Raw genomic sequence first — 11,873 nt, forward strand, 5'->3', positions numbered from 1 at the left:
GAACAGCGAATAATGATGGGATTAATAATAGGAAGAATCTTTTCGCTTGCGTATGGGGAGTCTGTTTTGTTACGCCACGCTTTTAGTATTCATGTTGACCAGCAAGGCAAGGATCGTCTATGAGTGCAGCAACAACCGACGTTGAAAACCAAAATAAAGGCTTCAACGCTATCATCAGCAGGATAAAAGCTGATCCAAAAGTTCCGTTATTAGTTGCTGGCTCTGCTGCCATCGCTATTGTTATCGCCCTGTTTCTCTACTTGCGCAGCCCCGACTATCGGGTGCTTTACAGCAATCTGAGCGATAAAGATGGTGGCGAGATTGTTACGCAATTAACCCAAATGAATATCCCTTACCGTTTTGCCGAGAACGGCGCGGCTATCATGATACCGACCGATAAGGTGCATGAAACGCGTCTGAAACTGGCACAACAAGGGTTACCCAAAGGGGGAGCCGCGGGTTTCGAACTCTTGGATAAAGAAAAATTCGGTATCAGCCAGTTCAGTGAGCAGGTTAATTACCAACGCGCGCTGGAAGGCGAATTGGCTCGTACCGTGGAATCCCTTGGTCCAGTCCAGAGCGCCCGTGTCCATCTGGCCTTGCCTAAACCTTCTTTGTTCGTTCGTGAACAGAAATCGCCATCAGCCTCAGTGACTGTGGGATTGTTACAAGGCCGAGTGCTGGATGAAGGACAAATCAACGCCATCGTGCATATGGTTTCCAGTAGTGTTGCCGGCTTACCGGCAAGTAATGTCACGATTGTGGATCAATCTGGACGTTTGCTGACACAAAGCGATGCGACCAGCCGTGATTTGAATACCACGCAGTTGAAATATACCCAAGAAGTGGAAAATCGTTTCCAACATCGAATTGAAACCATTCTGGCTCCTGTGGTTGGCCGTGGCAACGTTCATGCACAGGTCACTGCACAAATTGATTTCTCCCGTCGCGAAGAAACAGCAGAAGAATATAAACCTAACCAGCCACCGAATCAGGCTGCTGTCCGCTCTAAACAGAGCAGCACCAGCGAGCAAAGCGGCGGGCCATTGGTTGGTGGCGTGCCAGGGGCGTTGTCAAATCAGCCAAGTGCTGCACCAAGTGCACCAATCGAGAAACCGAACGCAAATGCCAAAGGCAACGGTGACGAAAAATCTGACCAACAGCGCAATAACGCTAACAAAAACAATAGCTACGAGCGTATGTTAAGCAACAACCGCAATAACCGTTATGACGAAACCACTAACTATGAAGTGGATCGTACCATTCGTCATACCCAATTGCAGGCTGGCGCAGTGGAACGCCTTTCGGTTGCAGTTGTGGTCAACTATGCCACCGTGAAGGGAGAAAATGGTCCTGAAACACAAGCGCTGACACCAGAACAACTATCACAAATTGAAGCATTGACTCGTGAAGCCATGGGCTTCTCTGCTGACCGTGGCGATAGCCTGAATGTGGTTAACACACCGTTCAATGACACCACCGAAGTGATAGAGCCTTTGCCATTCTGGCAGCACCCTGCCCTGCTGGAAAAACTGTTAGAAGCAGGTCGTTGGTTACTGTTGGTACTGGTTGCATGGCTACTGTGGCGTAAGATGGTCGTGCCACAAATCGCCAAAAAACGTGCTGCGGAAAAAGCTGCGCTGGAAGCGCAAAAGAACCCGCCGAAACAGCAAACAGAAACCAATGCTGAATTGGACGAAAAAATGCGCCGTAAGCTAGCTCGCCAACGTGTCAATGTTGAGCTTCAAAGCCAGCGTCTGCGTGAACTTGCAGAAAAAGATCCTCGCGTCGTCGCGCTGGTGATCCGTCAATGGATGAGTAACGAACAATGAGCCTGACAGGAACAGAAAGAAGTGCCGTCATGTTAATGACCCTGGGAGAAGATCAGGCGGCCGAGGTGTTCAAGCACCTGAATTCCCGCGAAGTACAACAACTGAGTGTCGCGATGGCGGGGATGAAACAAGTCTCCAACCAGCAACTGGTTGAAGTGCTGGCAGAATTTGAAGAAGATGCCGGGCAGTTTGCTGCCCTCAGCATCAACGCCAACGACTATCTGCGCAACGTACTGATCAAGGCATTGGGAGAAGAACGGGCTTCCAGCCTGCTTGAGGATATCCTTGAATCCCGTGACACCACAACCGGCATCGAAACGCTTAACTTTATGGAGCCGCAAATGGCAGCCGATATGATCCGCGATGAACATCCGCAGATCATTGCCACCATTTTGGTTCACTTAAACCGTGGTCAGGCAGCGGATATCCTCGCCCTGTTTGATGACCGTCTGCGTAACGATGTCATGTTGCGTATCGCCACGTTTGGTGGTGTACAACCCTCGGCGTTAGCGGAATTGACAGAAGTCCTGAATAACCTGCTGGATGGTCAGAACCTGAAACGCAGCAAAATGGGTGGGGTTCGTACTGCTGCAGAGATCATCAACTTGATGAAAAGTCAACAGGAAGAAGGTGTCATTGAAGCGGTTCGTTCCTACGATAACGAACTGGCGCAGAAAATCATTGATGAAATGTTCCTGTTCGAAAACCTTATCAACGTGGACGATCGCAGTATCCAACGTTTGTTGCAGGAAATTTCCACCGATTCCTTGCTGGTGGCATTGAAAGGTTGCGATCAGGCATTGCGCGATCACTTCCTCAACAATATGTCGCAGCGTGCTGCTGAAATCATGCGCGATGATTTGGCAAACCGTGGCCCTGTGCGGATGTCTCAAGTGGAAGCCGAACAGAAAGCCATCTTGCTTGTTGTTCGTCGTCTGGCAGAAAGTGGCGAAATGATCCTCAACGGTGGTGACGATACCTATGTCTGATAAGTCGAATAATGGCAACTGGCGGCCGTGGCAGCCAGGCGAATTGACTCAGTGGGAAACCCTGCGGGAAAAACTGGAACCCATAGATGAAGCACAGGAGCCAAGCGAACAAGAGCGGCTGCTGGAACAGGCAAGAATACTGGACGAGCTAAAAGCGCAGGCCCGTCAGGCTGGTCATGCGCAGGGGTTTGCCGAAGGTCAGATCCAAGGCTATGAGCAAGGGGTTCAGGAAGGCCGCCAAGCCGGACTGGAACAAGGTTTGCAGGAAGCCAAACAACAACAGCAAGTGATTACTGAACAGTGGAAAGCTTTGCTAGCGGACTTTAGCCATTCACTGGATGGATTAGATACCGTTATTGCTTCCCGCCTGATGCAACTTGCATTGACTGCGGCTCATCATATTCTGGGGCAACCTGCGGTTTGTGATGGCACCGCCCTGCTGAATCAAATCCGCGAATTTATTCAGCAAGAACCTATGTTCAGCGGTAAACCCCAATTACGTATCCATCCTCAAAATATTCCGCTGGTTGAGCAGCAACTGGGGGAAGTTTTAGCACTGCACGGCTGGCGTTTAGTTGCGGATAACAAACTGCATCCGGGTGGCTGTAAAGTCAGCGCCGATGAAGGGGATATGGACGCCAGTTTAGCTACCCGCTGGCATGAAATGTGTCGTCTGGCAGCACCAGGAGAATTGTGATGACGGCAAGATTGGGCCGCTGGCTGGCAACTTTGGATTCATTGGAAAAGCGACTGGAAAAAACCCCCAAAGTACGTCGCTATGGGCGCCTGACTCGCGCCACTGGCCTGGTACTGGAAGCCACTGGTTTACATATGCCGCTCGGCGCTACCTGCCTGATCGAGCGGCAAAATGGCAACGCGATTGAAGAGGTTGAAAGTGAAGTCGTCGGCTTCAATGGCGAAAAACTGTTGCTAATGCCACTGGAAGAATTGGAAGGTATTGTGCCAGGCGCTCGCGTTTATGCCCGTTCTTATGGCGAAGATGCGGGCGCCGGACGCCGCTTACCTCTCGGAGCGGAATTACTCGGCAGGGTTCTGGATGGTGCAGGCCGCCCCCTTGATGGTTTACCTGCTCCCGACACAGGTTATCGTGCCTCCTTGACAACAACGCCATTTAATCCCCTGCAAAGAACCCCTATCAGCAATGTACTGGACGTTGGCGTTCGTGCCATCAATGCTTTGCTGACAGTGGGACGCGGGCAACGTATGGGATTATTTGCCGGCTCCGGCGTCGGTAAAAGCGTGCTGCTTGGCATGATGGCTCGTTATACCCAAGCCGATGTGATCGTTGTGGGATTAATTGGTGAGCGTGGCCGTGAAGTTAAAGACTTTATTGAAAATATTTTGGGTGCGGAGGGATTATCACGCTCAGTCGTCGTTGCCGCTCCTGCCGATGTTTCACCTTTGCTGAGGATGCAAGGTGCCTCTTATGCCACGCGTATCGCCGAAGATTTCCGCGACAGAGGCAAACATGTCTTGTTGATCATGGACTCCCTGACTCGTTACAGCATGGCACAGCGTGAAATCGCACTGGCTATCGGCGAACCACCAGCAACCAAAGGTTATCCCCCTTCTGTATTTGCCAAGTTACCAGCACTGGTGGAAAGAGCCGGCAATGGTGTCAGTGATGGCGGTTCCATTACTGCATTTTACACCGTGCTGACAGAAGGTGATGACCAGCAAGATCCGATTGCCGATGCTGCCCGCGCCATCCTGGATGGTCATATCGTGCTATCCCGTTCACTGGCGGAATCTGGCCATTATCCTGCTATTGATATCGAGGCATCTATCAGTCGAGCCATGACCGCGTTGATCGACAATACCCATTATCGTCGAGTGCAACATTTCAAACAGTTGCTTTCCAGCTATCAACGCAACCGAGATTTGATCAACGTTGGTGCTTATGCGGCGGGCAGTGATCCTCTGCTTGACAGAGCGATTGAGCTTTATCCTCATATGTCCCAATTCCTGCAACAAGGTATTGACGAGCGTAGCGAATACGATGAAGCCTGTACTCAGCTTCAACAATTATTGCCAACATAATATTTTTCCTATGGGAATTTAACTCAAAAATACTTTTGCCAAGAGGTATAACATTTATCAATACGGTGCCGATATAAGTTTACTATTGATGTCATTCAGTAACGCTGATGTCTGTTTGGTGATTAACACGAGGAAATACATGCAACAACACTCCCCTCTCATGACTTTGCGTGAACTTGCCCAGGATGCGGCAGAAAAAGCAGCATCGCAGCTTGCGCAGATTCGGCAAAGTCATCAACAAATGGAGCAACAACTCACAGCGTTAATGAATTATCAGGATGAGTATCGTACCCGCCTGAATGATACGCTCAGCAATGGTATGTCCTGCTCGACTTGGCAAAATTACCAGCAGTTTATGAAAACGCTGGAAATGGCAATTGAACAGCACAGATTACAACTCAATCAATGGAAAAAGCGTCTTGAACAAGCCCTGTCACAATGGCAGGAAAAACAGCAACGCCTGAACGCCTTCGACACACTGCAACAGCGGGCAGAGCATAATTTGAAGTTACACCAAAATCGCATGGAGCAAAAACAAATGGACGAGTACGCACAACGCGGTGCACAACGGAGAATGAAACAATGAATATCACTCTTTTGCCTACTGATTTAAAACTCACGGACAAAGGTACGGATAAAAGTCAGCCGACTTTAAATAATACCGTGAACGATAACCATTCTTCTCAATTTGGCCAACTTCTCAATGCAGAAACAGCCTCTATGCGCAAGCCCATTACTCAGGCAGATAAAAATCGTCTGACAGAGGAAAAATCCACTTCTGATCAAACAGCAGAAAGCGGCTGGCCGCAATTGGCAGCAGTGTCAGATAACAGTATGGTCAAGGATAAATCATCGGTAGAGGCAGCACCGCAAGAAAACCGTGCTGAATTTGCTGTATTAAAAGATGACGATCTCTTATCAGCCGAAGCATTAAGTGCGGCGATACCCATCCAGCTTGCTGGACTGCTGACTTCTCATCCCCATTCCGCGGTGCTTGCTGAAAACTCACAGGGTTTGGTGGGCAAGGGATCGTTAGAAAATACATTGTTGGAAAACCCTTCACCAGAAGATGCCTTGTCGGAAACGGTCTGGTTGGATAACGAAAACAGCCCTGCTAATACACTGCTGGTTAGCAACGCCAAAGATAGCAGATTAACTGACACTAATTTTGTTGAACGGTCTACAGCGGGTGAGCAAGGTGAAAACATCCAACTCTCGGCTCAACAAGCGGCGATCCCTCTGAACAATAAGACAGCGGATCCCGTCAGCCTTCAAGCTGAATTGGCGCCGCTCGCTGGACAACTCAAACTAACGACCAATCATCTTGCCACCAATAATAAGGTTGAATCTGACAAGACTCTTCTCAAAGAGACAGTTTCAGGCAATAGCAAAGATCCAAATCTGCTCCAGATGGCAATTCCAGCAGCGTCTGCATTGCCATCTTCGACGGCAGAAACAGCTTCTATCGACTCACCTGCGGTATTGGCAAGCCCTTCCCTGCTTTCAGCCGGACAGCCGTTTCAGCTCAACAGTAGCGCTACCACTACGCCTTTATTAAATGCTCATCTTGGCAACGAAGAGTGGCAGCAACAACTCAATCAACATGTGCTGTTCTTTCATCGTAACGGTCTGCAACAGGCAGAACTTCGCTTACATCCTCAAGAGCTGGGCGCGTTGCATATCCGCATGAGCGTTGAAGACAATCAGGCACAATTGCATTTTGTTTCCGCCCATCAGAATGTGCGTGCGGCTCTGGAAGCGGCATTACCCGGGTTACGCCATGCACTGGCTGAAAATGGTATTCAATTGGCACAAAGCAGTGTTAACAGTGATGCGCACGGAAACGGTCAACAAGCGTATTTTGCCAATAACCCGAACAGCAATTCTGATCCCCATGCTGAAACGCAAGAGTCTGGTTTAACCGCTACAACCGAGATCACCGCTTCTTCTGTACCAGCCATCAAGGTGACACCTCAACAACTCACCTTGGCCAGAGGAGGTATTGATATTTTTGCCTAATTACCACCGATACGCATTAAACTTCAAGCTGCAATTTACAACACGATATGAAACCTGATTTCTCCCCGCTTCACGGGGAGATATCACATGCATCTTGAAGTGAGACTGGTATAAACATTCGCCTAATTTTGTGAGACATCCGCATAAAACGAAAACCGGTCGATAACAAACGTGTGAGTTAATGGTTTTTTCCCCGTTTGTTCCAGCCATTGCCGAAACAAAGACGCGGGATAATTGATCTCGAATTTGATGGATAAGGGTTTCGCCACGGAATGCGCGGAGACTTATTCGCAACAGAAAACAGGAATTTATCTGTCCATGTCTGATTATAGCTACGAGCATAAACGCACAAATCCAATTTGGATGATACTGTTAGTATTGATTGCTGTTCTTGGTGTTGCCATCGGAGGGTATAGCTGGTGGGTAATGAATCAGTCAGCCAATAACAGTACAGAAAAAACCAAAGCCATTGATGCTCCCGTATTTATGACTTTGGAGCCTTTTACCGTCAATTTGATTGACAACGAAGAGCATTTCGATCGTGTTCTCTACGTTGGCATCACATTGCGTTTGACTGACGAGAAAATCCGTCAGCGCTTCCATGCATATCTGCCAGAAGTTCGTAGTCGTATGTTGCTGTTATTATCTCGTCAGAAAGCCGCTGATCTGGCAAAAGATGACGGCAAAATGAATTTGGTGGCAGATATCAAACAGACATTACACCCGACACTAATACCCGGTGAACCCGATCAGGAAATCACCGATGTATTGTTTACTACGTTTATTCTGCGATAATCACAATGAGTGACAATATTCTTTCACAAGCGGAGATCGACGCTCTGCTCAATGGTGACAGTGCCTCTGCTGATGACGTAGAACAAACTGCGTCCCAAGAAAATGAGGTTCGCCCTTACGATCCCAATACGCAACGCCGTGTTGTACGCGAACGTTTGCAGTCACTGGAAATCATCAATGAACGTTTTGCCCGCCAATTCAGGATGGGGCTGTTTAACATGCTGCGCCGTAGTCCGGATATTACGGTTGGTGCTATCAGGGTTCAGCCTTACCACGAATTTGCCCGCAATCTGGCCGTGCCAACCAACCTCAACCTGGTTCACCTGAAACCATTGAGGGGAACGGCGCTATTCGCTTTCGAACCTAGCTTAGTTTATATCGCCGTTGATAACCTGTTTGGGGGGGATGGCCGTTTTCCAACCAAAGTGGAAGGTCGTGAATTTACCTATACCGAACAGCGGATCATTAACCGGATGCTGAAACTGGCACTGGATGCCTATCGTGATGCCTGGGATTCTATCTTTAAACTTGAAGTGGAATACGTGCGTTCCGAGACGCAGGTGAAATTCACCAATATCACCACTTCACCGAATGACATCGTGGTAACGACACCGTTCCAGGTAGAGATCGGGGCATTGACCGGGGAATTCAATATCTGTATTCCTTTTGCCATGATCGAGCCTCTGCGCGAGCGCCTGACCAATCCCCCTGTGGAAAATGTGCGTCAGGAAGAGAGCCAGTGGCGTGAAAGTTTAGTGAAGCAAGTTCAACATTCAGAATTAGAACTGGTGGCGAACTTTGTTGATATTCCTCTGCGGCTGTCAAAAATCCTTCAATTGAAAAGAGGCGATATCTTGCCGATTGAAAAACCTGAACGTCTGATCGTTCACGTTGATGGTGTGCCTGTGCTCACCAGTCAATATGGAACACTGAACGGGCAATATGCCCTGCGTGTTGAACACCTGATTAACCCTGTTTTAACTGCTCTGGATGAGGAAAAGCCCAATGAGTGATGCTAAACAACCTACAGATACCAGCTCGACTGAAGATATGTGGGCAGAAGCGCTGGAACAACAGGCCGCACAGCAAACCTCTGACGGCGGCGCGTCAATATTTGAGAATCTGGAAGCGCAGGATGCGTTGGCCCAACTTTCCGATATTGATTTGATCATGGATATTCCTGTCAAGCTCTCTGTCGAGCTAGGCCGTACTAAAATGACCATCAAACAACTGTTGAGACTGTCACAAGGCTCAGTCGTTCCCCTTGATGGTTTAGCGGGAGAACCATTGGATATTCTGATTAATGGTTATTTGATCGCGCAGGGAGAAGTGGTTGTCGTATCGGATAAATACGGTATCCGTATCACAGATATCATCACTCCTTCTGAACGCATGCGTCGCTTGAGTCGTTAACTATGATGGCGAACCAGCCTTCCGTTCATACTTCTTTTCAACTGGGTGCGGCATCTGATGCTGCACCTGTTAACACGGCAGCCAGCCATGCCCATGTGAATATGATCAAACAGACCGGCAATAGTGATCCTCTTCCAGCCAGCCAAACGTTGATGCAAGTCAGCAGTGCCCTGGGGGGGATTTTATTGCTGATTTTCTTCATAACATGGTTAGTTCGTCGTTTGGGTTTTTCCCCTGCCAAAAGCAGAAATCATCGTTTGCTAAACGTTAAGGCAAGCTGCGCCCTTGGACCGAAAGAGCGGGTTGTGGTGGTAGAAGTCGAGGATAACTGGCTGGTTTTGGGAGTCACCGCCCAACAGATCAGTATGCTGCATCAAATGCCGGCACCGCCTGACAACGTGGACAAGGAAACTGCACTCAAATCGCTACCATTTGGGCAGATGCTAAAAAATACACTCCAGAAAAAGCAAAAATAACAAGGACGATGATGAAAAATAGCGTTTTTATGACAGGCAAGAAATTTGTTTCACGGCGTTACGCAATGCGTTTGACGACTCTGTTTATGGCGCTCTTGCTGCCACTGTTCCCCATGAACGCGGCGGCTGAGTTTCCTGGTATCATCAGTCAGCCCCTGGCCAATGGCGGACAAAGTTGGTCATTGCCAGTCCAAACCCTGATTTTCATCACGGCACTGGGGTTTATCCCTGCGGCCTTGCTAATGATGACCAGCTTTACCCGCATCATCATTGTACTGGGTTTGCTGCGCAATGCGCTGGGAACACCTTCAGCGCCCCCTAATCAGGTGATGTTGGGTTTGGCGTTGTTTATGACTTTTTTCATTATGGCGCCGGTGTTCGACAAAGTGTACCAGAACGCTTATCTGCCCTACAGTGAGGATAAAATCACCCTGGAAGTCGCACTGGATCAGGGAGCCAAGCCTTTGCGCCAATTCATGTTACGCCAGACACGGGAAAATGACCTGGCACTGTTTGCCCGCCTTGCCGATCAGGGTGCATTTGAAACCGCAGATTCTGTTCCAATGCGCGTGCTCGTTCCCGCGTTTATTACCAGTGAATTGAAAACCGCGTTCCAGATTGGCTTTACGCTTTTCATTCCGTTCCTGATCATCGATCTGGTTGTTGCCAGTGTTTTGATGGCATTGGGGATGATGATGGTTCCGCCTGCGACCATTTCACTGCCGTTCAAACTTATGCTGTTTGTTTTGGTTGATGGTTGGCAACTCTTGCTGGGTTCATTAGCACAAAGTTTTTATGTTTAGCGTGAAACCTAAATCTTATTGGAATAAAGATCAAAAAGCGGTTTGAGGAAATTATGACTCCAGAATCGGTAATGGCCCTCGGTGTTGAAGCAATGAAAGTGGCGTTAGCACTGGCCGCCCCTCCTCTCTTATCGGCCTTAATTAGTGGCTTGATCATCAGCTTATTACAGGCGGCAACCCAGGTAAACGAGATGACCTTATCGTTTATTCCAAAAATCCTGGCCGTTTTCGTGACTATCGTCACTGCCGGACCATGGATGTTAAATTTGTTGCTGGATTACATGCGTACCCTGTTTAGCAGTATTCCGGCTATTATCGGTTAGTTATGATCCCATTTGATAGCGAAACACTTTCCCGCCTCGTCAGTGATTTTTTCTGGCCCATGGTGCGCCTGCTGGCTTTGTTCAGCACAGCTCCCATTTTCAGTGAAAAACAGATACCGATAAAAGTTAAAATGGGCTTGGCGTTAGCGATCACCGCGTTACTGGTTCCAACCCTTCCCTCCTCTCAAATTCCGATTTTTTCTGTTGCCGGCATTTGGGTTTTGATCCAACAAGTATTGATTGGTATGGCCCTGGGATTGACCATGCAGATCGCCTTTGCCGTAGTGCGTCATGCTGGTGAAGTGCTCGGTTTACAAATGGGACTGTCATTCGCCACATTTTTTGATCCCACGGGTGGGCCGAATATGCCTATCTTAGCCCGCATCCTCAATATGATGATGATGTTGCTGTTCCTGGCTTTTGACGGGCATTTATGGCTATTATCGATTCTGGCCGATACATTTTATTCTATTCCTGTTCAATCAACCCAATTGAACCCAAAGGGGTTTTTATTGCTATCCCAAAGTGCCAGCCTGATTTTTATTAATGGCATGATGTTAGCAATGCCAATGATTACCCTGCTTTTAGTCCTGAACTTTTCTCTGGGTATGTTAAACCGCATGACACCACAACTTTCTGTATTTGTAGTCGGTTTTCCATTAACTCTGACAGTGGGGATTTTCACGCTTTCCCTGTTATTTCCAACATTGGTGCCATTCACTGAGCGGTTATTTGGAGAGATGTTTGACCAGTTAGCGATAATTATTCATGAACTGGTACGGTAGCTGTTATTTTTTTGATATATCCCCATGTGACTGCTCCCCGCCCTGTCGAGGGTTTACGGCGGATTTTGCTAACTTCAAGATGCGTGTGATTTCTCCCCGCGAAGCGGGGAGAAATCGGGTTTCATATCGTGTTGTATTGAAGTTTAATGCGTATACCCACCAATCTGGTGGGATAATTTCCATCTTGTCCTGATATTCCGCTTTAACCATCCGCTATAACGCCCGCATTCATTATCAACATTTAAGTAACAAAAAAATATCGACACACGGTATTTATTTCAGTTAATTTAATTTCAAGATGTTACTATCAAGTGTGTATTTAGCGCAGAAATACACCAAATCATCGACAACTCGTTCATGTTTACAGAGAAACAGTT

Annotated in this window: 13 protein-coding genes; all 13 read left to right on the top strand. The window is 48.1% G+C overall.

The genetic code is table 11. From position 1 onward, the window contains the following. Positions 1 to 119 precede the first annotated feature (119 nt). Positions 120 to 1,832 carry a flagellar basal-body MS-ring/collar protein FliF gene (fliF, locus tag WDV75_RS12050; RefSeq protein WP_273557961.1) on the top strand — a complete coding sequence of 571 codons (1,713 nt, stop codon included), beginning with the start codon at positions 120 to 122 and terminating at the stop codon, positions 1,830 to 1,832. Beyond that, positions 1,829 to 2,821 carry a flagellar motor switch protein FliG gene (fliG, locus tag WDV75_RS12055; RefSeq protein WP_189759187.1) on the top strand — a complete coding sequence of 331 codons (993 nt, stop codon included), beginning with the start codon at positions 1,829 to 1,831 and terminating at the stop codon, positions 2,819 to 2,821. Before fliF ends, fliG begins: the two co-directional genes overlap by 4 nt. Next, positions 2,814 to 3,518, top strand: coding sequence for a flagellar assembly protein FliH (fliH, locus tag WDV75_RS12060; RefSeq protein ID WP_273557962.1), 705 nt, complete (start codon positions 2,814 to 2,816; stop codon positions 3,516 to 3,518). The genes fliG and fliH overlap by 8 nt, the downstream gene beginning before the upstream one ends. Further along, on the top strand, positions 3,518 to 4,882 hold the full coding sequence (gene fliI, locus WDV75_RS12065; RefSeq protein ID WP_273557963.1) for a flagellar protein export ATPase FliI: 1,365 nt from the start codon (positions 3,518 to 3,520) through the stop codon (positions 4,880 to 4,882). The genes fliH and fliI overlap by 1 nt, the downstream gene beginning before the upstream one ends. 139 nt (positions 4,883 to 5,021) lie before the next feature. Further along, positions 5,022 to 5,468 carry a flagellar export protein FliJ gene (gene fliJ / locus WDV75_RS12070; protein WP_273557964.1) on the top strand — a complete coding sequence of 149 codons (447 nt, stop codon included), beginning with the start codon at positions 5,022 to 5,024 and terminating at the stop codon, positions 5,466 to 5,468. Then, the gene (locus tag WDV75_RS12075) at positions 5,465 to 6,901 is read left to right on the top strand and encodes a flagellar hook-length control protein FliK (RefSeq protein ID WP_273557965.1); all 1,437 of its coding nucleotides are present in this window, start codon (positions 5,465 to 5,467) and stop codon (positions 6,899 to 6,901) included. Before fliJ ends, WDV75_RS12075 begins: the two co-directional genes overlap by 4 nt. A 318-nt stretch (positions 6,902 to 7,219) precedes the next feature. Next, positions 7,220 to 7,696 (top strand): flagellar basal body-associated protein FliL, encoded by a 477-nt coding sequence (fliL, locus tag WDV75_RS12080; protein ID WP_273557966.1) that lies wholly within the window; start codon positions 7,220 to 7,222, stop codon positions 7,694 to 7,696. Between the two features lie 5 nt (positions 7,697 to 7,701). Beyond that, positions 7,702 to 8,709 carry a flagellar motor switch protein FliM gene (fliM, locus tag WDV75_RS12085; RefSeq protein ID WP_273557967.1) on the top strand — a complete coding sequence of 336 codons (1,008 nt, stop codon included), beginning with the start codon at positions 7,702 to 7,704 and terminating at the stop codon, positions 8,707 to 8,709. Next, positions 8,702 to 9,109, top strand: coding sequence for a flagellar motor switch protein FliN (gene fliN / locus WDV75_RS12090; protein WP_047767905.1), 408 nt, complete (start codon positions 8,702 to 8,704; stop codon positions 9,107 to 9,109). The genes fliM and fliN overlap by 8 nt, the downstream gene beginning before the upstream one ends. A gap of 2 nt (positions 9,110 to 9,111) precedes the next feature. Then, complete coding sequence (fliO, locus tag WDV75_RS12095; protein ID WP_420497499.1) at positions 9,112 to 9,585, top strand: flagellar biosynthetic protein FliO; 474 nt, start codon at positions 9,112 to 9,114, stop codon at positions 9,583 to 9,585. Positions 9,586 to 9,650: 65 nt separating this feature from the next. Further along, positions 9,651 to 10,388 carry a flagellar type III secretion system pore protein FliP gene (fliP, locus tag WDV75_RS12100; RefSeq protein ID WP_189759218.1) on the top strand — a complete coding sequence of 246 codons (738 nt, stop codon included), beginning with the start codon at positions 9,651 to 9,653 and terminating at the stop codon, positions 10,386 to 10,388. 53 nt (positions 10,389 to 10,441) lie between these two features. Further along, complete coding sequence (gene fliQ / locus WDV75_RS12105; RefSeq protein WP_047767907.1) at positions 10,442 to 10,711, top strand: flagellar biosynthesis protein FliQ; 270 nt, start codon at positions 10,442 to 10,444, stop codon at positions 10,709 to 10,711. Positions 10,712 to 10,713: 2 nt separating this feature from the next. Then, positions 10,714 to 11,496, top strand: coding sequence for a flagellar biosynthetic protein FliR (gene fliR / locus WDV75_RS12110; protein WP_273557968.1), 783 nt, complete (start codon positions 10,714 to 10,716; stop codon positions 11,494 to 11,496). Positions 11,497 to 11,873: the final 377 nt, after the last annotated feature.

This window comes from Xenorhabdus griffiniae, from assembly GCF_037265215.1.
Lineage (GTDB): Bacteria > Pseudomonadota > Gammaproteobacteria > Enterobacterales > Enterobacteriaceae > Xenorhabdus > Xenorhabdus griffiniae.